Source organism: Paenibacillus sp. J22R56 (genome assembly GCF_056269375.1).
Window position 1 is genome coordinate 349,777 of sequence record NZ_JBWDNV010000004.1, and the last position, 21,235, is coordinate 371,011.

Below are 21,235 nucleotides of genomic sequence, written 5' to 3' on the forward strand. Positions count from 1 at the left end.
AACGGAATGTCTACTTTAATCAAATCTGCCGTAACAACGCTTGAAGTTGAAGCATGGCTTAGTTCAGAAATGACTCCAGGGGACACCCGCTGGTTTGAAGGGCCTGCAGATCCTGCGTATGCTCTAAGTTTGCAGCCAAAGCTTAAGTTAACGGCACCTTCTGCATCGGATCTGCCAACCATTCTCGTCACGCCTGCCCACACTTATCAGCAAATGCTAGGGATTGGTACATCGGTAGAGGACACCACGATTAATAATCTATCGAAAATGGATGCGGCAACCCGTGCCAGCTTTATTCAGCAGCTCGCTGATAAGGAATCGGGTCTTGGCTTTAATCTATTCCGGATTACAATCGGGACGTCGGATTTTACGGCTCAGCCTTTCTATACGTACAATGATCTTCCTGAAGGAGAGACGGACTTCGATATGAAGCATTTCTCTATTCAGAAGGATGTTGACCTCTCTATTATAGAGACGGTGCAGGCACTGCTTCAGGCAGCGCCAAATGCGAAGATTTTTGCTTCGCCTTGGAGTCCGCCTGCCTGGATGAAGACAAACGGTGATTTGAAGCGAGGAAGCCTGAAGGAAGGCGCGGAGTATACGGCGGCATTGGCAAAGTATTACCGCCTTGCTATTCAAGCCTTTGAGGAGCAGGGGATTCCTGTTGGTGCGATGACGATGCAGAACGAGCCGCTTCTTGAGACCGATTATCCAAGCTGCTATATGTCGCCCGAACGTCAGCTTGAGCTGGCGATTGCACTGAAGCGTGAATTTGACGAGCATGGCCTATCGACAAAGCTGTGGATCTTCGATCATAACTTTGCAGATGCTATGTGTTATGTGACGCCGATTCTGAATGATTCGGAAGGATATAACGTGGTAGACGGGATCGCTCTGCATGATTATGATGGTTCGCCGGAAGTCATGAGCGAGATTCATGCCGCTTACCCAGAGAAGCCGATCTATTTGACTGAGCGCTCGCTGTGGGGTACAGCCGGAGCTGACCGTATGGCACAGTATTTCCGCAACTATGCCAGCAGCTACAACGCATGGGTGACGATGCTGGACAGTCAGATTGGCACTCACCAATGGCTGGGACAGCCGGGACCAACCATGTTCGTGCAGGATGCTGCCCAGCCTAACCGCTACTGGCGGACACCGGAGTTTAACTTGCTTGCCCAGTATTCCCGGTTTGTTGAACCAGGCGCATACCGGATCGGCAGCACCTACGGCTCAGTGGAGACCGTAACCAACGTTGCTTTCCGTAATCCGGACGGCAGCCTTGTAACAGTCGTGATCAACCAGACGCAAGAAGAGCAGTCGTTCCGCGTATTGTGCGATGGCCAACAGTTCATCGCAGCACTCCCAGCCGGCACAGTTGGCACGTACCGCTGGAATCAATAGAAGTTGTAAGCCGATCTTGAACCCCAGGTTCAAGATCGGCTTTTTTTGTATGTAATCACAGTAAGGAATAGGGAAAACACGATGCATGTCTTCCAATGCAGATTATTCATCGTTCATTACCTAACGCGTCACAAGACATTGCTTAACGCCTACCGCATACGGCTACACCACCATCCTACAAACACCACATACCGCAACTGCCACGCAGCCCACACTCATCACACGACGACTCTCCCTCAACCCTAATGGGCTGCATTGCATAAAATACAGTATATTCCGCCTCAAAAGTCATGTTTAAGCTAGTGCGTTGTATTTTTTACAGTATAATCTGCCCAAATGAGCGCTTTAGAGGTTCATGCGGCCAATTACACTGTATAAACTGCAATCAGGCTTACTCGGACAGTGCGATAGCGGAGATTATCCTGTATAAAATACAGCCTAGCTGACAAGTTATTTATGAAATTTGTCAGGAAGACAAATATTTTGGCGGGAGCGGGCATACATTGTAACATTACGCACAGCAACTGCGAGCGGGAGTAGTCACGCTATATGCATTGCTGCTTCTCGCGTCGAAATAATTGCAGATAGAATGCCTCTAATAATATTAAGCCAGCCACAGGAATAGGTACTTGGGTACAGTTGACAGTGCCATTGAGAATGGTTATCATGAATATAACGAAACTGATAATCATTATCAATAGCATATAATGGAAGTTTGGTCCCAGTGGATAGTCGGCAGAGATCAAGAGGACAAACTGGAGCGTTGCTAGACAGCATGCAGCTTGTAACTAATGCAGCAATTACTTATCGGGCAGAGGCCTAGGTGCAGCATAAAGGAGGTTCTGACATTGGGTTTGTTGTATGAAATGGTTGTGAAGAAAAGACAGTTGATGACGCAAAATAAGCCAAACCAAAGTAGAGAACATGAGGAGCGGGTAAGCAGCCCATGGACGGTGAAGTCGATCACGATTCATGCAGCTGATCAAGAACGGAAAGAACATAACAAGTAAGCCTAAACGATAGGGCATCACATAGCATTGGAGCTGGTTCAATAATGAAGGAAAGTCGATTTAACGCTAACGGGCAGCAGCCGGAGCAAACAGAAGAAGTGATTAATCACGAAGGGAAGCCATGGAACTGGATGCTGTTCCCCTTTTCCTCCGTGCGGGTGGGCCAGGAATCCATTCTTGCTGCCTCTGTTGGTTACGGAGTGTATGAGATCAGTGAATTTGGAGAGTGGAACAAGCTGGGTGCCGGGATGCCGGAGAATGCCACTGTGAACCGGCTCCAGCTGCACAGCGGTGTCCTGCATGCGTGCACGAGCGAAGGGCTGTATATGTTCGATGAGGAAGAATGGGTAGATACGGGACTAGCTGTCCCTTGCTCCCAGTATCGCCTGTTAGGCGGGACCGGTTATGCGGCGACGGAATATGGGCTATGGGCGGAGATTCGCGGAGAATGGCAAAAGTTCGCCTGCCCGGAAAAAAGGGTGTACGATTTTATGAATTTGCCGCAATATCTGGTTGTTGCTCATGAGAGCGGCATTGCGCTCTATGACCGGTTTATGGATGAATGGGCGGAGTTCGAACTGAATCGTGCGGTTACAAGTCTATCTGTATTTCGAGGGTACCTAATTGGAGCAAGCGATAAGGGAGAGCTGCTGGTCGGGGATAAAAGAGGCCGGTTCGACCGAATCCGCTTCAGCGGCAAGTTTATTTTCTCCGTCGTCTCTATTGGTATCGATACTTATGTGTGTACGGATCACGGTTTATTCCGGCTCAGCCAGATTCAAAGTCATTTCTCGCTGCTCTCGGTTAAGCTTGGAGTTCCTGTGACGGATGTAGAGCTTCATGATGGAAGGCTATATATGGCGACCTTATTTCAAGGCATTCAATATTTAGATATTTAAATTACTTTCTTACAGGGGAAATAGGAGGTACGGGAGATTGGCGAAAGTCATTGTACTTTATGCAAGTATGACGGGGAACACCGAAGAGATGGCAGGTGCGGTTGCCGTTGGGGCAAGAGAAGCAGGGGCTGAAGTTGTCCTGCGGGATGTTTTTGACGCGACAGCTTCTGAGCTTGTGAAATATGACGGCATTGCCATTGGAGCCTATACCTGGGGAGACGGCGAATTGCCTGATGAATTCCTTGATGTCTATGAAGCGATGAGCGCTCTTGATCTAAGCGGGCGAAAGGCTACTGTATTTGGCTCAGGAGACTCATCCTACCCGATCTTTTGCGGAGCGGTTGATACGATTGAGGAGAAGCTGAAGGAGCTGGGCGCGGAATTAGTAGCGGAGGGCGTGAAGGTAGAGTTCACCCCCTCGAAGGAAGAGTTGACGAAATGCCAAGCAGCTGGGCGACTGGTTGCAGGCGCTGTGCCGGCGTTGAATTAGATCCATCTGGAAGAGGTGACCGGCTATTAGCGCAATAGCAAAAGGAACGATCATCGAGGATTATAAGCTGGAAGAGTTATTAAAATGCCCTTACCGCTACATAAAACGGCAGGGTGCCGTACCGTCAATGAAGACGGAAGTGAACTGGATGCAGCTTTCTCAGCTTGCCGTCAGCCATGTGGTGAATGCTTTTTATTCGACGCCAGTGATGGAACGGCCCTGGTTCTCCATCCCGGCAACTTTGGAGCGCTGGTGGACGAACAAAATATCCAAGTTTGAGTCGGAAGAGCATTATTGGTCAATTAAGCAGCGCCTTCTCGATGGCCTTCATTTATTATTAATGGAAAATAAGAGCGACTCCCCCCTTATCCTGTTCGAACAGCATCAAGTATTCGTGCAGGAGCTTCAGGTGGAGCTGATGCACATTTTGCAGCTTGTGCTTAGAAGTGAGAATGGAGAACCGTCTGATTATATGGTGCGCAAATATATCGTTGATGAGGACGAAGATATGATTGCTTTGTTTCAGCATTTGACGACTTTTTTTTGCGCGAATGCATTTGGCAGGCTGCCACTTCAGATCGAGGTGTTGTCTGTACTAAGCGGCAATCGGGTCGTGACGAATCCATCGTCAGAATCGCTCCAAGGATCAATTGATTACATGAAGCTTGTTACAAGCTTAATGCCTGAGGCGGCTTCGGAGCCGATGCAAATTCGTAAAACACAAGGATCAGCAGAATGCCGCCGCTGTCCGTTTTTGGAAGAATGCATAAAACCGGCAGAGACAGCTGAAGCCGTTATGATGTAAAGATAATAGCCTTGCTCTTCTAATAGAGGAGCAGGGCTATTTTTTTCATAGAATGACAGGGATGAGGAGACTTCTAGAGCATCTGTCGAATATTGTAGACAAATAGGGTTGATTTATGTAACATGGCAATAGCTTTAGGGATTTTTTGCATACATACACACACAACTAGACAACGAGGAGAGGTTTTTGTGTCGGAGGAATTGCTGCTGACTTTTCGGTCGCCGCCGCTGCCGTTTTTCATAGAGTCAAATAGAAGAACCTATCACGCGGGGGAGGAGCATCCGAACCGGACGAATCTAGGCGTGTTTGATCTGTTATTTGTCCAGCAGGGGTCGCTTTATATCGCGGAGGAGGACAAACGGTGGACGCTGAATGCTGGGGATGTGCTCATTCTTCGGCCAGACCGCTGGCATCATTCCTTTAAGCCTTGCCAAGAGGATACGGTGTTTGACTGGGTACATTTTCAGACCGTTGGGGCCTGGGAGGAAACCGAGGGAAGTCAGCAAGGCTCGCTGCGCGGAGATTATTACACCTATGCCATCCGCCTGCCGAAAAAAATGCATTTATCGTTCCCGGACGAAGCTAAGCTTCTGTTCTCCCAGCTGCATGAAGCAGCGCAAAGCTCTTCGCATGGCGCTTTCTGGGAGCGTCAGCAGCGTTTTCTTCACTTGCTGCAGATGCTTGATGAGGGCTGGCGTTCGGATGCGGCAAAAGCTGGCGTCTCCGTCGCGGAGCGGGCTGCTGCTTATTTGAAAATGAACTATCGAAGCATCATTACGAATACGATGCTGAGCGAAGCGCTTCAGCTTCATACCAATTACATAACCCGTTGTATGACGGAGGTATTTGGATGTACGCCGCAGCAATATTTGCTGTATTACCGTCTAGACCAAGCGAAGCTGCTGCTGATCAAGACAGATTGGCCAATCGCAAGGGTAGCAGAGGAGACCGGATTCAGGCAGACGCCGCATTTCTCAAGACTTTTTGCTGCTCAGACCGGCATGCCGCCGCTTAAATTCCGCAAACGTTTTACGAATTAATGGGATATTAACGCATAATCGACCTGTGCTTAAGCAAATACTTGGTAAAAAGCACAGGGGGTTATATTGCATGATAGAACGTTATTCCATTACAGCAGATGTTGGAGATATGATTGAGTCTTTTAAGGTGGAACAGTTAATTAACTGTTATACGAACCGATTTAATGTGGCACCGACCCAAACGGTGTCGATCGTAATGACGGATCGCTGGGGCCTGCGCACGATGCATGATGCAAGATGGGGGCTGTTCCCGTTCTGGGCAAAAGATTCGGTGAATGCGGACAGCTCGATGCTGTCGAACAAGCCTTTCTTCGAGCGGATGCTTCGGAAGCAAAGATGTGTTGTACCTTGCAGCGGCTTCTTCGGCTGGCAGAAGGGTCAGAAGGAAAAGGATTCCCGTGCGATGCACATCGTCGTGCCGAATCAGGGATTGTTTGGTATCGCCGGCTTCTTCGATGTATGGCGGAATTACAGCGGACAAGAGGTGCGCGCTTTTACAATGATTACGGCGCCGGCTTCGGGTACGATGTCGCAATGGCAGCCTAATGTGCCGATTATTATGGACGAAGAGGGCATAGAGGACTGGCTGAATCCGCGTATTTCGGATTTCCGCTCGCTGCGCAAGCATCTCGAGCCGATGGACAGCTACCGGATGCGGGCTTATCCGGTGACGAATGCGGTTGGCGATGAAGCTTATGAGTCGCCGGATTGTATCCGGGAGATTCGTCCGGATTTTGCCTGATTGATGAAGAGGCGCGTTCCCAGGGGGGGACGCGCCTTTTTTGTGGGTGGTGGGCTGTGAAGGCTGTTAACCAGGCAGGCAGGCTAGGCCATCGGACTGGGCTGGCCGGCTAACGAATCCTGGTATCGTTATTTACCCGTTTGGGGCAGTTTTTGGAATCTAACGAATCCTCGTATCGCTATTTGGTGATTTAGGTGAATCTGGTGGGCATTATTACGAAAATAGCATTATTACGATTCGTTAGAATTCTGCGAGCGGCGTTTGAGGCGGAATAAGCGACTGAGGATTCGTTAGAGTTGGGTGATTAGCTTGTAGGATGATTAACTTACAGAATGATTAACCAGATTGCGTTCTCCGGAACTCATCTGTTAATAATGGAACAACCTCGAATAGATCACCGACGATGCCATAATCAGCGACGCTGAAGATGGGAGCGTCGGGGTCTTTGTTTATAGCGATGATCACGCGCGACTGGCTCATGCCGGCTAAATGCTGGATCGCGCCGCTGATGCCGCAGGCGATGTAGAGCTGCGGCGTGACGACCTTGCCGGTCTGCCCGATCTGCAGGGCATAACCGCAATAGCCGGCATCGCAGGCGCCGCGGGAGGCGCCAACTGCGCCGCCGAGCTGGCCCGCCAGCGCTTGCAGCGGCTCGAAGCCCGCTGCACTGCGCACGCCTCTGCCGCCGGAGATGACCACGTCGGCTTCGGCGAGATCGATCTGACCGCCGGCGCGGCGCACAAGCGAGCGCACGGCGGTCAGGAGCGGCGGCACCGTGAACGGCAGCGCCTGCACGGTGCCTTGGGCTTCGCCGGCGGTGGTCTCGGCCGGCTCGAAGTTGTTCGGCCGGACCGTGACGACCCACGCCTGGCCTGGGGTGAAGCTGCGCCGCTCGAACGCCTTGCCGGCGTAGATCGGCCGTGTAAATACGCCACCCTCTTCATCGATGGCGGTCACGTCTGCGACGTGGCCGGCGCCGCAGGCCGCGGCCACGCGGGGCGCGAGCTCGCGCCCCATAGCGGTATGGCCGAGCAGCAGCGCGTCCGGCCGAACCGCCTCCATCGCTGCGCGCAAGGCGGCGATGTACGCCTCGGGCGCGAAGGCGCGAAGGGCTGGGTCGTCCGCAACATGGACGACATCTGCCCCTCGCGCAGCCAGCTCGGCCGCTTCATCGGCCGCGCCGCCGGCTGTGGCGAGGACGGCATGGACCGAGCCGTCTCCGCCAGCGAGGCGCCGGGCTGCGCCAAGCGCCTCAAGCGCCACACGGCGCAGCTTGCCGTCCCTGCTCTCGGCGAAGACGAGTATTGTTCTTCCCATTCGTAATTCCTCCTTTGTTGCAGTTATAACTGCAGCTTCTCTCTGAACTCAAACGTTGCTAAAGTAACCTTTTGTTTAGTCACTCGCCTTCTAGGGGCAATAAGACCCTGCGAGGGTCTTATTGCCTCAGTTCGGGTAGTCGTTGTGTCGAATAAGACCCTCATAGGGTCTTATATCATTAGTTTCTTCTAGTATTCGATGTATTCTCGGCTGTTGCGGTCGAGATAAGACCCCGGCAGGGTCTTATCTGAGTGGAACTAGCAGAAGAATAGGGCGATAAGACCCTGGCAGGGCCTTATCACTATCTCTGGCATCGCAAGGTGGGACGCTTGACTAGTAGCCTGTTTCTGTGAGGTTAAGGTCCTTCAGGGACCTTAACTACCCGAATAAACGTGACGCGAGCCAGGTTAAGGTCCTTAGGGACCTTAACCATTGCCACAGCAGCAATATTACCGCCAAAGTGGTTTGTTCACCCGAGTATAGGGCCCTTCAGGAACCTTAACTAGCTGAAAAAGTGTTGCTCGAGCCATGTTAAGGTCCCTTAGGGATCTTAACCATTGCCACAGCAACAATATTGCCGCCAAAGTGGTTTGTTCACCCGAGCATAGGGTCCTTCAGAGACCTTAACTAGTTGAAAAAGTATTGCGCGAGCCAGGTTAAGATCCCTAAGGGACCTTAACCATTGCCACAGCAGCAATATTACCCCCAAAGTGGTTTGTTCACCCGAGCATAGGGGCCTTCAGGGACCTTAACTAGCTGAAAAAGCATTGCACGAGCCATGTTAAGGTCCCTTAGGGACCTTAACCATTGCCACAGCAGCAATATTGCCGCCAAAGTGGTCTGTTCACGCGAACATAGGGTCCTTCAGGGACCTTAACTAGCTGAAAAAGCATTGCACGAGCAATGTTAAGGTCCCTTAGGGACCTTAACCATTGCCACAGCAGCAATATTGCCGCCAAAGTGGTCAGTTCACGCGAACATAGGGTCCTTCAGGGACCCCAACTGCTGAAAAAGCGTTGTGCCAGCCATGTTAAGGTCCCTAAGGGACCTTAACCATTTGCCACAACAGCAACATTACCGCTCAAATGGTCTGTTCACGCGAGCATAGGGTCCTATGAGGACCTTAACTAGCTAAAAAAGCGTTGCACGAGCCGTGTTAAGGTCCCTAAGGGACCTTAACAATAGATGAAGGAGCAAAGCTGCCGCCGAAATGGTCTATTCCCGCAAACTTAATGCCGATTAATCGACTTAACTATTAACGGCGGCATTCACCAAGCGAGTGCTACAATCCCGTCACACCTACACCTACACCTACACCTACACCTACACCTACACCTACACCTACTGCGGCAGCTGCCCCTCCGCCTGTAGCAGGCGGACCAGCTCGAGCGCCTGCTCGCCAGGCGTTCCGGCGATACGCCGGCCCGCCGTGCGGGGCGCCGGCGGAAAGAGCTCAACGCGCGATGTTCTCGCGCCTTCGTCTGCGCTCGCGGCAGCCGCCACCCTGGCGAGTGGCTTGCGCTTCGCCTTCATAATGCCCGGCAGCGACGGATAGCGCGGCTCGTTCAAGCCTTGCTGCGCCGTAACTAGCGCGGGCAACGGAATAACGACCATCTCCGTGTCGCCTTCCACGTCGCGCTCCACGACAGCGAACCGTGCCGCCACCGCAGCTCCGGGCGGCAACTCGCCGGATGCCTTAGCCTCATCCGGCCCAACAATGCCTAGCTTCACCGCAGATGAAGCATGCGGCAGACCCAGCCGCTCTGCGACCTGGAGCGCAACGCTGCCGGAGCCGCTGTCGACGGCGAACAAGCCGGCCAGCAGCAGGTCCGGCTTGAGCGGCTCGATCACCTTCGCTAGTGCAGCAGCCAGCGCAAAGCTGTCATCTCCCGGCACAGAAGCAATATCCAGCCGAATAGCTTCATCCGCGCCCATCGCAAGCGCTGTACGCAGCGCCTCCTCCGACCGGTCTCCGCCGCAGGAGACAACACGCACCTCACCGCCATGCTGCTCGCGCTGGCGCAACGCTTCCTCGAGGGCATATTCGTCATAAGGATTAATGACGAGTTTGGCATCTGCCTCCGATATCGAGCCATCCTTTACCGCAATTTTTTCTTCCGTATCAAACGTCTGTTTTATTAGAACGACAATATTCAGCACCGCAGCATAACCTCCTCCAAAACTGTAATTCCAACCTCTCGATCCCTCTCCAAATCCCAAGACGTAAGGCTCGGCTTACCCAACTTCCATCAGTGCTACGATATGAGGCAACACGGCCAAATAGACCGTCCAAAGCGGCGAAAGGGGCGGCATGTTCATGCTAACGGGCTCATATACTGGAGCACCGCGGTATTTTGAAAGAAAGCGCTTATGAACTTGTCCGAATGAAGGGCTGCAAAAGGGGGCGAAGCGCGTATGGGCATGCTGGATTGGTGGTCGGCAGATGAGGTGACAACGGGAGTTCGATGGATATTTTTCGCTGTAGTAACAGGGCTGGCTGCAGTTACTTTTGCAACCGTTGTACTGCGCAGAGTCGGGTATATGAAGCTTGGCCGGGCGGCTCCGCTTGAAGAGATACCGGCCGATGAGCGACACAAGAAGAGAGGCCGTTCTTCCGTAGCAGGTCAAGTGCTTGGGCATCGCAAGCTGCTGCGCGATATTAGAAGCGGCATCATGCATTTCATTTACTTCTACGGCTTTATTATCCTGCAGTTTGGGGCGGCAGATCTGATCTGGAAAAAGCTCAGCGGTCACCCGATACCTTTTCCTTACTACGGACAGTTTGCCTGGTCTCAGGAGTTGACCGTTTCCCTAGTCTTCCTTGCTGTTTTATACGGGGCATTCCGCCGGTATGTCGAGCAGCTGCCAAGGCTGAAAAGAGGCTGGAAGCCTTCTCTTGTTCTATGGTTTATTGGCGGCTTGATGCTTACCGTTCTGCTGACCCTAACCTTCGAGCGGCTGTCGGGGGACGCTCATTCTGTAGCTGAACGTTACGCACCTGTCTCCTCCGTACTTGCGGACTGGATCGGGAAACTTGGCATGCCGACAGAAGGTATCGCAGCGGAAGCAGGCTATGAGCTGTTCTGGTGGATGCATTTACTTGTGCTGCTGTCTTTCCTTGTGTATGTGCCGCAGTCGAAGCATTTTCACCTCATAACGGCTCCCGTTAATTTGTGGCTGGGGCGGAACGCGCCAGTAGGTCGTCTTGTGCCGCTTAATTTGGAGGATGAGGATGCGGAGTCGTTTGGTGTGGGGAAGGTAGAGCATTTTACGCAAAAACAACTCCTCGATCTGTACGCCTGCGTCGAATGCGGCCGCTGCACGAATGTGTGCCCTGCCTCGAATACCGGAAAGCTGCTGTCGCCGATGCATCTGATGACGAAGCTTCGTGATCACCTGACGGAAAAAGGAGCCGCCATTACGTCGAAGTCACCTTGGATCCCGTCAGCTATGGGTGGGCAGTTGGCAGGAGCCCATGTGATGGGCGCGGTTATTCCGATTTGGGAAGAAAGCCCTGAAGGCAGTGTCACTTCCATTATTCCAACAATGACGGCGCAAAAGCAGGCCTGGGGTGTTCGGGAGACCACGAAGGTGGAAGAGTTGGAGCTGATTGGGGATGTGATGACGGAAGAGGAGCTGTGGGCTTGCACGACCTGCCGCAACTGTGAAGAGATGTGCCCTGTTGGCAATGAGCATGTCGACAAAATCATTGATATGCGCCGCTATCTCGTGCTGATGGAAGGACGGATGCCGTTCGACGGCCAGCGCGCCTTGCAAAATATTGAACGTCAAAGCAATCCATGGGGGCTGCCAAGAGCGGAACGTGCAGCATGGATCGATGATTGCGAGACCCGCACAGGCATCCGTGTCCGGACGATGCAGGAGATAAAAAAGCAAGGAGCCGCCAAGCCGGAGTTCCTCCTATGGGCAGGATCAATGGGCGCGTACGATACACGCAGCCGGCGTGTACTCTATGATTTCGTGCGGCTGCTGGACCGGGCGGGGGTGTCGTTTGCTACGCTAGGTCTGGAGGAACGGAGCTCGGGTGATACCGCAAGGCGGATTGGCAACGAGCTTTTATTCCAAGAGTTATGCCGCGAAAATATCGAGACCATCGCTCGTTACGGGGTAACCCGGATCGTTACGGCATGCCCGCATACGTACAATGCATTCCTTAAAGAATACCCGGACTTCGGTTTGCCAAAGAGCATCAAGATCGAGCATCATACGGAGCTGCTTGCCCGTCTCTTGAAGGAAGGTCATCTGAAGCCTGCGTATGTGTTGAAAGAACGGGTTACTTACCATGATTCCTGTTATTTAGGCCGGTATAACGGTGTCTATGATGCACCTCGGGAAGTGCTGAAGGCTATTCCTGGCGTTGAGCTTGAAGAAATGGCTCGTTCACGCGAGAACGGTATGTGCTGTGGTGCAGGCGGCGGGCTTATGTGGATGGAGGAACAAAGTGGTGTGCGCGTTAACAGGGCGAGAGTCTCGCAAGCGCTGGAGGTGCGTCCGACGATTATCGGTTCTGCGTGTCCGTACTGCTTAACGATGATGGAAGATGGATTAAAGCTGCTCGAAGCGGATGAAAAAACGTCAGCCAGGGATGTTGCAGAGCTGCTTGCAGCAAGCGTATTCGGCGGGGAGACTGTAATGCTTACGAAGTAAGAATTGCCAAAGCGGCTAGAGGTGGCAGCCATTAACGTGGTCATTCTTTAAGCTCATGCTTACGAAGTAAGAATATCCACAAATGGCCAAAAACGGCCATTAATGTGGCCATTCTTTTGAGGAGGTACTGTCGAATGTCGATGAATCGAACGGGTACAGTGAGGCGCGCGGCGGTAATCGGGTCTGGCGTTATGGGCGCCGGGATTGCTGCGCATTTGGCGAATGCCGGTATGCGTGTACTGCTGCTTGATGTCGTGCCGCAAACCCTTCTTCCAGAGGAGGAAAAACGAGGACTTACCCTCGCTTCCCCGCAGGTGCGGAGCCGTCTTGCACAAGCAGCAATCGGACGTATGGTGAAGGCGCAGCCTGCACCGCTGTATGAGCCGTCTTTTGCGGCGAGGATTACGGCAGGTAATCTGGAGGATCATCTCACCGCCTTGTCTGAGGTAGACTGGATTGTGGAAGCGGTAGTCGAGCGGCTGGATGTTAAGCGGAGTCTGTTTGAGAAAGTGGAGTCGGTATGGAAGCCGGGAACGCTTGTGACTTCGAATACGTCGGGCTTATCCGTGGCTGAGATGGTGGAAGGCAGGAGTGAGGCGTTTAGGCAGCATTTTGCAGTGACTCATTTCTTCAACCCGCCTCGCTATATGAAGCTGGTGGAGGTTGTGCCGACGGCAGATACCGATCCTGCGGTTACGGCTCTCTTGGCTGAGCTTTGCGAGGAGCGGCTTGGTAAAGGTGTTGTTGTAGCGAAGGATACGCCGAATTTTATCGCGAACCGGATTGGCACTTACGGCATGCTCGTAACGCTGGAGGAGGTTCTGAGGTACGGACTTACGGTGGAGGAAGCCGATGCGCTGACAGGTCCTGCCATGGGCCGTCCAAAGACGGCGACCTTCCGGATGCTTGATCTGGTTGGCCTTGATACACTGCTTCATGTCGTAGATAACGTCCGGGATAAAAGCTCAGATCCTGCGGAGCGCGAGACGTTCGCCAGACCTCCGCTGCTGGAACAGCTTGTAGCTGCAGGCAGGCTAGGGGAGAAGAGTGGAGGCGGCTTTTATCGGAAAATCAAGGGGCCAAAAGGCGGCAGTGAGATCGAATCATTAGATTTGCAATCGCTTGCTTATAGAGCTCGAAGCTCGGTTAAGGGGCCGATCATAGACGCAGCGAAGGCAGCGAAAGGAACGGGAGGAAAAGTGAAGGCGCTGCTGGGCACCGATCCGAACCATCGTTATGCCCAGTTTGCCTGGCAGACCATTAAGCGGACGCTGCTCTATTCGGCCAACCTTGTTGGAGTTATTGCCGATTCCATCTCGGATATCGACAAAGCGATGAAATGGGGCTTTAACTGGGAGCTTGGACCTTTTGAGTTGTGGGATGCGCTTGGGCTGCAGAAATCCGTTACCCGGATGAAGGCTGAAGGGGACGTGGTGCCGGAGTATGTGGAGCAATGGATTGCGGGAGGTCATAGCAGCTTTTACGCGGTGCAGGAAGGCAAGCGATTGGTTTACTCAGGTGCGAGCGGTAGTGGATATGCCATAGAGGAACAATCGCCGGATGAAATATCGCTTGGTGCTTTGAAGGAAGCGGGCAGGACGGTACTGCGCACCTCAGATGCCAGCTTAATCGATCTTGGCGATGACGTCGTCTGCCTCGAATTCCACTCGCAAAATAACGCCATCGGAGGAGAGATACTGACGGCCATCCGGCGGACAGCCGATGAGGTTAGCCGCAACTGGCGCGGACTGGTTATCGCTAACGATGGACGTAATTTCTGCGTAGGTGCCAACCTGCTGCTTCTGCTCATGGAGGCGCAAAACGGCGAATGGGATGAAGTCGAAGACATCATCCGGATGTTCCAGAGCAGCATGCTCTCGATAAAAAAATTAGACCGCCCCGTCGTCGCCGCCCCTCATCGGATGACGCTTGGCGGAGGCGTCGAGGCTTGTTTGCCGGCCGATCAGATTATTTTCTCGCCGGAGACATACTTTGGCCTCGTCGAGACCGGAGTCGGCCTGATCCCAGCGGGCGGCGGCTCGAAGGAAGCCGCCGTTATGGCAGCAGCGCGTGCTGGAGGCGGCGAAATTCAGCCGCATCTGAACGCACTGTTTGAGACGGTTGCGATGGCTCGCACCTCCACAAGCGGCTTCGATGTTGACCGCATTGGGCTGAAGCGTCCGCAGGACCGTGTCATTATGCGGCAGGATGCCCGCATTGCTGAAGCCAAGCGAGCGGTGCTAGAGCTTGACCGTGCGGGCTATACGCCGCAGCCGGAAACACGCGTCCGTGTTGCTGGCCGCGAGGGCAAAGCGGTGCTGCGCATGGGCGTGCATAGCCTGCTGCTTAGCGGCCAAATTAGCAAGCATGACGCGCTGATCGGTAATAAGCTCGCTCATGTGATGGCCGGCGGTGATGCCGCGCCAGGAGCAGAAGTGAGCGAGCAATATTTGCTCGATCTGGAATGCGAAGCCTTCCTCAGTCTCTGCGGAGAACGCAAGACGCAGGATCGCATGAGCCACATGCTCACCACCGGCAAGCCGCTGCGGAACTAGGCAGGTCGGCGCAGGACGTAGTGTGGCTGTTGCCTAGAGTCCATGCCCGACTCAGAGGTGCGTCGCATTCACACTCCTAGCAACATTCACACATACTCTCATACCTACTCTCGCACCTACATTCTTATCTACATCCAAACTTACATCTAAACTTACATCTAAACTTACATCTAAACTTACATCCACATTCCTATCAACACTCATATTCACACTCAAATCTGCACTCATCTATACGCTAACTTCAAAGCTCATTCCGCACCCAGACTGTATTTCGTACAGCCTAATGCCGCGCTATCAACAAGTAACTAGTCCTACAGTGGATTCCATCCAGCATAATCAGTAACTTCTCTGCGGGGATGGTATGAACGAGCGAATGTTACTGTAGAGAATCCAACGTAGGTGCGTCATACGAGCTTCTGCTGGACTTTTACTGGAGTAATTCCAACGTACATCCGAATCCAGGCAGTAAAGGGGAGAAAAGTGTTGGCTTCCAGATACTTAAGATCCTTCAGGGACCTTAAGTATCCTGAAGTTCACCGTTTGGAGCATGTTAAGGCCCCAGAGGGACCTTAAATCTCAGGATCCACGCTGAAAAGCAGCAGTAAACGCTCAAGTACTTAAGGCCCTTTAGGGGCCTTAAGTATTCAGTAGCTATTCATTTGAATAACGATAAGGTCCCTAAAGGACCTTATCTCTCAAGATCTAAGAAGATAGCTAGTCGAAAACGTGGGCCGAAGGGGCAAATAAGGCCCTGGGAGGGCCTTATCCTCCCGAACTCAAGCAGAAAGGTAGTCGAAAACGCGGGCTGTGGAGCGAATAAGGCCCTGCGAGGATCTTATCTGCAACGCACCAAGTTGTTCGGAGTGAATCGGCCGGTGAATGACACGGCGCTGCGCGTGAATGCCGCGCGCGGCGCCAAAAAGAAGGAGGACGCTTATGGGAGCAGCGGGCAAGTTTGTGGATAGTGACCGCGATGCCGTTATCGTATCCGCGGTACGCACCGCGGTTGGCAAGGCGAAGAAGGGGAGTCTGGCGGAGACGAGGGCCGAGGACCTTGGACGGGCCGTGCTGACAGCGGCGCTGGAGCGGGTACCGGGCTTGAATGCAGCAGATGTCGAGGATGTGATCATCGGCTGCGCGATGCCGGAGGGCGAGCAGGGGCTGAATATGGCGAGGATCATCTCGCTTTATTCAGGCTTCCCTGTGACAACGCCAGCCGTAACGGTCAACCGATTCTGTGCATCGGGGCTGCAGTCGATTGCTTATGCGGCGGAACGGATTCGCCTTGGCGAGGCCGACATCCTGGTGGCTGGCGGCGTGGAAAGCATGAGCCATGTGCCGATGACCGGCTTCAAGCTGTCGCCTCATCCGGGCATTGTAGATGCCATGCCTGAAGTGTACATGGGCATGGGTCATACCGCCGAGGAAGTGGCCCGCCGCTACAATGTCACGCGTGCCGCACAGGATGCATTCGCAGCATCGAGTCATCGCAAGGCGGCAGCGGCGATCCAGGAAGGACGCTTCAAGGATGAGATTGTACCGGTTACCGCTACACGATCCGATGTGAATGCAGCTGGACGTCCAATCGAAAAAACCTTCATCTTCGACACAGATGAAGGTGTCCGCACAGAAACCTCGCCGGAGACGCTTGCTCCGCTGAAGCCTTCTTTTGCAAGAGAAGGAACGGTAACAGCAGGTAACTCCTCACAGATGAGCGACGGCGCAGCCGCAGTCATTGTGATGAGCCGGGCAAAAGCAAGGGAGCTTGGGCTAACGCCTTTGGCTGCTTTCCGCACCTATCGTGTTGCAGGGGTCGCCCCGGAAGTGATGGGTATCGGCCCAATCGAGGCCGTGCCAAAAGCGCTTCAAGCTGCTAACTTAACGGTTAATGACGTTGATATTTTCGAGCTGAATGAAGCTTTTGCCGCCCAATGTGTACCGATTATTGAGCAGCTAGGCATCGACCCGGAGCGCGTAAATGTGAACGGCGGTGCGATTGCACTTGGCCATCCACTTGGCTGTACAGGGACGAAGCTGTCGGTATCACTCATTCATGAACTGAAGCGGCGCGGCGGCGGAATTGGTGTTGTCACAATGTGTGTCGGTGGAGGCATGGGAGCGGCAGGAGTGTTCGAAGTGTACGCATAACATAGCGCGATAGCCGGATAGCCCGATAGCCCGATAGAGCGAAGGTGGAGGAAGCAGGAAGGCCAACTGAAAGGAGAGCTTAAGGCATGGGGGAAAACATTCGTTTTGGCGGCAGATTCGTCATCGAAGACGCTTTGCCGTCGGCAACGGTGACGCCGGAGGATTTCAATGAGGAGCAGCGGATGATGGCGGATGCGGCACAGCAGTTTATGGAGGGAGAAATTTTCCCTGTTGATGAACGGCTTGAGGGCTTAGATTATGAACTAACCGTGAAGCTGATGCGCCAAGCAGGAGAACTTGGGCTGCTCGGAGCTGATGTACCTGAGGCCTATGGTGGACTTGGGCTCGATAAAGTAAGTACAACGCTGCTGTCGGAGACGCTTGCCCGCGCCTCCTCTTTCGCGCTGTCCGTAGGTGCACATACGGGGATCGGCACGCTGCCGATCGTCTTTTTCGGGACAGCTGCGCAGAAACGCAAATACTTGCCGAAGCTTGCTACCGGTGAGTTAATCGCAGCCTATTGCTTGACGGAGCCGGCCTCCGGATCGGACGCCTTAGGTGCCAGAACAACAGCACGGCTGTCGCCTGACGGCAGTCATTACTTGTTGAATGGCTCCAAGCTTTACATCACAAACGCGGGATTCGCGGATGTGTTTATCGTGTATGCGAAGGTGGATGGAGAAGCTTTCACCGCGTTTATCGTGGAGCGGGATATGCCGGGGTTCAGTGTTGGTCCCGAAGAGCACAAGATGGGGATCAAAGGCTCATCGACTCGTCCGCTATTTTTCGAAGATGTGGCTGTTCCCGTAGATCATGTGCTTGGCGAGATTGGGCAGGGACATAAGATTGCCTTTAACATTCTGAATATCGGACGGTTCAAGCTTGGAGCAGGCTGCCTTGGCGGGTCGAAAGAAACGATTGAACTAGCCTCCAAATACGCCAACACGCGAAAACAATTCGGCCGCGCCATCTCCTCCTATCCGTTGATCGGCGCTAAGCTCGCGGATATGAATATCCAGACGTATGTGCTCGAAAGTATGGTGTATCGTACCGCTGGCTGGATTGATGCGATGCTCAGCGCAGAAGGAGCAGGCGCTGATGCGCCGGATTCTGGCGTGCGGGCTGCGAAAGCGATTAGTGAGTATGCGCTGGAATGCTCAATTATTAAGGTGTTTGCGTCGGAGACGCTGGATTTTGTGGCGGATGAAGGCGTGCAAATTCATGGCGGTTACGGCTATATCAAGGAGTACAAGGTCGAGCGTATTTACCGGGATTCGCGGATTAACCGGATTTTCGAAGGGACCAACGAGATTAACCGGATGCTGATCCCAGGAACGCTGCTTAAAAAAGCAATGAAAGGCGAGCTTCCACTCCTCGAAAAAGCGCAAGCCCTGCAGGCGGAGCTGCTTCAACCGATGCCGGTGCCGCCGTTTGACGAGCCGCTGAGTCGTGAGGCGTACCGCGTTGCACAGGGGAAAAAAGCATTTCTTGCAGTCGGTGGCCTCGCCGTGCAAAAGCTTGGAACTCGTCTGGATCAGGAGCAGGAAGTGCTCTGCTCGCTATCAGATATCATGATCCAGCTGTTCGCTGCCGAAAGCGCGCTGCTGCGTACACAAAAGCTCATGCAAAGCGGAGCAGAAGCGAAGAACCCAATTCAAATGACTGAAATATTTGTTCAGGAGGCTCTGGAGAAGATCGAATCGATTGCGAAGATTGCTCTTGCAGCACTCGCCAAGGGGGATGCCCTGCAAATGCAACTTTCTGTCTTGAAGAAGCTGATGCGTGCTCCGCTGGTGGATACGATTGCCGCCAAAAGAGAGGTTGCCGCACGCGTCATTCGCGGGGAGCAATATATTGTGTAGGAGGGGGAACGCCTTATGGATCCGTCAAATCCGGAACGCCCGCTTGTACCCGAGGATCGGCAAGAGCCGACCAATTCCACACCTATCGAAACGTCACTTCCGCCACAGCAGGAGGAAGCCGCAGCCTCGCAGCTCGTAGATGCAGCACAGCCAGAAGCAGAGTTATCTGTAATGTTGGAAACAGAAGATCAGCCTGGGCAAGATACCGTACTAGCAGAGGAAACTTCAGACGAGGAGCCTGCTGAAGCAGGTTTCGAGCAGACTGTCGAGGAGGCTGCCCCAATTGGGGAGCCTCTCGTTGCTGCTCTTAATGCCGAGGCTGAACCGCCGTCCGACACAACCGCTGAAGCTGTTTCATCTGATGAACCGCAAGAAGCGGAGCCTGCTCCGCACACCGAGGCAAACTCACTCGATGAAACTCCTGCCGCCCAGCCTGAACTGTCGTCACAACCGCAATCCGACTCAACCGCCGAAGCATCCTCTCTCGAGGATTCCTCTGCGGAAGCCCCAGCAGAAGAAGTCGTCGCTTCCGCGGCTTCGCCTACGGATGAGCCCGCCGCTGCAGCGGAAATCCCAAAACCATGGCTGCGCCATTATCCGCTGGAAATTCCGGCTACTCTTGATTATCCGAACTATGGCATCCCTCAATTTCTGATCAATGCCGTAGAGAAGTATCCGGCTAATGAAGCTGTTCATTTTCTAGGCAAATCCATCACTTACCGCGAGTTATATGATCATACCTGCCGCATGGCGAACGGTCTTATCACCCTTGGTGTGAAGCGGGGAGACCGCGTCGCCATCATGCTGCCGAACTGTCCGCAGGCGGTTATCTCCTACTATGCTGCTCTAATGGTGGGAGCTGTTGTTGTACAGACGAATCCGCTGTATGTCGAGCGGGAGATCGAGCATCAGCTGTCCGACAGCGGTGCTACGACTATTATTACCGTGGATCTGTTCTATGAGCGTCTCGCACGCGTTCGTGGTGATTTCCCTGAGGCAGGTCCTCTGCCAAATCTTAAGAACGTGATCATTACGTCACTTAAGGATGGACTTCCTTTTCCGAAAAACCTGCTTTACCCGCTCAAACAACGCAAAGAAGGCTTCAAAGCAGATATTCCTTATGGCCGCCAAGGTGTTGTGTCTTACAAAAAGCTGCTTTCCTCCAGCTCTAACCTGCCTGTCATCACGGACATTCACGGCAGCGATCTTGCGCAGCTTCAATATACAGGTGGTACGACGGGAACGCCGAAAGGGGTGATGCTGACACACCGGAACCTTGTTGCCAATACGATGCAAATTGCGGCCTGGTGCTACAAAGCAAAGGATGGCTACGAAAGATTTCTAGCGGCACTGCCGTTATTCCACGTATTTGGTTTGACCGTCATCATGAATTTCTCGGTGCTGCGCGCATCTTCGCTTATCCTGCTGCCGCGCTTCGAGACCGAGACTGTGCTGGAGACAATCAGCCGGCAGCAGCCCACTATATTTCCCGGTGCTCCAACGATGTATATTGCTCTTATTAATCATAAGAACGCAGCAAGCACAGACCTTTCCTCCATTGAAATATGTGTAAGCGGATCTGCGGCTCTGCCGCTTGAGGTACAGGAGCAGTTCGAGAAGATGACGGGTGGCAAGCTGATTGAAGGTTATGGTCTGACGGAGGCTTCACCTGTCACGCATAGTAATCTGCTCTGGGGCAAACGCAAAATCGGTACGATTGGCTTTCCGTTCCCGGACACGGAAGCAGCAATCTTCAGCCCGGAAGGCAAGCCTCTCCCTATACGGGAGGTTGGGGAGATTGTTGTAAGGGGACCGCAGGTGATGAAAGGCTATTGGAACAATCCCGAGGAAACCGCCATTGTGCTGCGCGACGGCTGGCTGCATACGGGCGATCTTGGTTATATGGATGAGGATGGTTTTTTTACAATCGTAGATCGCATTAAAGATATCATTATCGCAGGCGGCTTCAACATTTATCCGCGTGAGATTGAAGAAGTGCTGTATGAGCATCCGGCGGTGATGGAAGCCTCTGTTCTGGGAGTCAAAGATCCCTATCGGGGCGAGACCGTGAAAGCGTACATTGTGCTGAAAAAAGGCTCCTACATCTCGGCTGCTCAGCTGGATGTGTGGTGCAGACAACGGCTTGCTGCGTTTAAGGTGCCACACCTGTATGAATTCAGGGAGTCGCTTCCGAAGACAATGATCGGCAAAGTATTAAGGCGAAAGCTGCTTGAAGAGCTGGAGAAGGAAAAGGAACAGGAACAGGAAAAGTAATAGTAAAGGCGGTGAGCGAGG

Annotated in this window: 14 protein-coding genes; 12 read left to right on the forward strand and 2 right to left on the reverse strand. The window is 53.2% G+C overall.

The genetic code is table 11. The annotated features are described in order from the left end of the window. The first annotated feature begins 6 nt into the window (after positions 1 to 6). From AC0YNT_RS12290 to AC0YNT_RS12320, 7 genes are all read left to right on the forward strand, one after another. Positions 7 to 1,404 (forward strand): glycoside hydrolase family 30 protein, encoded by a 1,398-nt coding sequence (locus AC0YNT_RS12290; RefSeq protein ID WP_475804816.1) that lies wholly within the window; start codon positions 7 to 9, stop codon positions 1,402 to 1,404. 848 nt (positions 1,405 to 2,252) lie between these two features. Next, positions 2,253 to 2,414: a hypothetical protein gene (locus AC0YNT_RS12295; RefSeq protein ID WP_475804817.1), complete on the forward strand. Its 162-nt coding sequence runs from the start codon at positions 2,253 to 2,255 to the stop codon at positions 2,412 to 2,414. A gap of 44 nt (positions 2,415 to 2,458) precedes the next feature. Beyond that, the gene (locus AC0YNT_RS12300; protein ID WP_475804818.1) at positions 2,459 to 3,313 is read left to right on the forward strand and encodes a hypothetical protein; all 855 of its coding nucleotides are present in this window, start codon (positions 2,459 to 2,461) and stop codon (positions 3,311 to 3,313) included. A 37-nt stretch (positions 3,314 to 3,350) separates the two neighbouring features. Next, entirely contained in the window at positions 3,351 to 3,803 is a 453-nt protein-coding gene (locus AC0YNT_RS12305; protein WP_475804819.1) for a flavodoxin, read from the forward strand. 127 nt (positions 3,804 to 3,930) lie between these two features. Next, entirely contained in the window at positions 3,931 to 4,608 is a 678-nt protein-coding gene (locus AC0YNT_RS12310; protein ID WP_475804820.1) for a hypothetical protein, read from the forward strand. A gap of 188 nt (positions 4,609 to 4,796) precedes the next feature. Then, a complete protein-coding gene (locus AC0YNT_RS12315; RefSeq protein WP_475804821.1) occupies positions 4,797 to 5,648 on the forward strand; it encodes a helix-turn-helix domain-containing protein in 852 nt (283 codons plus the stop codon). Positions 5,649 to 5,718: 70 nt separating this feature from the next. Beyond that, positions 5,719 to 6,390, forward strand: a complete 672-nt coding sequence (locus AC0YNT_RS12320) for an SOS response-associated peptidase (protein ID WP_167278475.1) — start codon at positions 5,719 to 5,721, stop codon at positions 6,388 to 6,390. A 336-nt stretch (positions 6,391 to 6,726) separates the two neighbouring features. Here the strand turns inward: AC0YNT_RS12320 and AC0YNT_RS12325 are convergent, their stop codons facing one another. Continuing rightward, the gene (locus AC0YNT_RS12325) at positions 6,727 to 7,707 is read right to left on the reverse strand and encodes an electron transfer flavoprotein subunit alpha/FixB family protein (RefSeq protein ID WP_475804822.1); all 981 of its coding nucleotides are present in this window, start codon (positions 7,705 to 7,707) and stop codon (positions 6,727 to 6,729) included. Positions 7,708 to 9,048: 1,341 nt separating this feature from the next. Further along, entirely contained in the window at positions 9,049 to 9,864 is an 816-nt protein-coding gene (locus AC0YNT_RS12330; RefSeq protein ID WP_475804952.1) for an electron transfer flavoprotein subunit beta/FixA family protein, read from the reverse strand. Positions 9,865 to 10,128: 264 nt separating this feature from the next. On the opposite strand from AC0YNT_RS12330, the gene AC0YNT_RS12335 reads away from it, so the two are divergent. From AC0YNT_RS12335 to AC0YNT_RS12355, 5 genes are all read left to right on the forward strand, one after another. Further along, the gene (locus AC0YNT_RS12335) at positions 10,129 to 12,375 is read left to right on the forward strand and encodes a (Fe-S)-binding protein (RefSeq protein ID WP_475804953.1); all 2,247 of its coding nucleotides are present in this window, start codon (positions 10,129 to 10,131) and stop codon (positions 12,373 to 12,375) included. 134 nt (positions 12,376 to 12,509) lie between these two features. Then, a complete protein-coding gene (locus AC0YNT_RS12340; RefSeq protein WP_475804823.1) occupies positions 12,510 to 14,930 on the forward strand; it encodes a 3-hydroxyacyl-CoA dehydrogenase/enoyl-CoA hydratase family protein in 2,421 nt (806 codons plus the stop codon). A gap of 936 nt (positions 14,931 to 15,866) precedes the next feature. Next, positions 15,867 to 17,078, forward strand: coding sequence for an acetyl-CoA C-acyltransferase (locus tag AC0YNT_RS12345; protein ID WP_475804824.1), 1,212 nt, complete (start codon positions 15,867 to 15,869; stop codon positions 17,076 to 17,078). 86 nt (positions 17,079 to 17,164) lie between these two features. Next, positions 17,165 to 18,940 carry an acyl-CoA dehydrogenase family protein gene (locus tag AC0YNT_RS12350; RefSeq protein ID WP_475804825.1) on the forward strand — a complete coding sequence of 592 codons (1,776 nt, stop codon included), beginning with the start codon at positions 17,165 to 17,167 and terminating at the stop codon, positions 18,938 to 18,940. Between the two features lie 15 nt (positions 18,941 to 18,955). Further along, entirely contained in the window at positions 18,956 to 21,214 is a 2,259-nt protein-coding gene (locus AC0YNT_RS12355; RefSeq protein WP_475804826.1) for a long-chain-fatty-acid--CoA ligase, read from the forward strand. Positions 21,215 to 21,235 lie beyond the last annotated feature (21 nt).

Excerpts from the sequence above, each read along its gene's own strand:
- AC0YNT_RS12290 (WP_475804816.1), top strand. The coding sequence starts at position 7 with ATGTCTACTTTAATCAAATCTGCCGTAACAACGCTTGAAGTTGAAGCA.
- AC0YNT_RS12300 (WP_475804818.1), top strand. The coding sequence starts at position 2,459 with ATGAAGGAAAGTCGATTTAACGCTAACGGGCAGCAGCCGGAGCAAACA.
- AC0YNT_RS12310 (WP_475804820.1), top strand. The coding sequence starts at position 3,931 with ATGAAGACGGAAGTGAACTGGATGCAGCTTTCTCAGCTTGCCGTCAGC.
- AC0YNT_RS12320 (WP_167278475.1), top strand. The coding sequence starts at position 5,719 with ATGATAGAACGTTATTCCATTACAGCAGATGTTGGAGATATGATTGAG.
- AC0YNT_RS12325 (WP_475804822.1), bottom strand. The coding sequence starts at position 7,707 with ATGGGAAGAACAATACTCGTCTTCGCCGAGAGCAGGGACGGCAAGCTG.
- AC0YNT_RS12335 (WP_475804953.1), top strand. The coding sequence starts at position 10,129 with ATGCTGGATTGGTGGTCGGCAGATGAGGTGACAACGGGAGTTCGATGG.
- AC0YNT_RS12340 (WP_475804823.1), top strand. The coding sequence starts at position 12,510 with ATGTCGATGAATCGAACGGGTACAGTGAGGCGCGCGGCGGTAATCGGG.
- AC0YNT_RS12345 (WP_475804824.1), top strand. The coding sequence starts at position 15,867 with ATGGGAGCAGCGGGCAAGTTTGTGGATAGTGACCGCGATGCCGTTATC.
- AC0YNT_RS12350 (WP_475804825.1), top strand. The coding sequence starts at position 17,165 with ATGGGGGAAAACATTCGTTTTGGCGGCAGATTCGTCATCGAAGACGCT.
- AC0YNT_RS12355 (WP_475804826.1), top strand. The coding sequence starts at position 18,956 with ATGGATCCGTCAAATCCGGAACGCCCGCTTGTACCCGAGGATCGGCAA.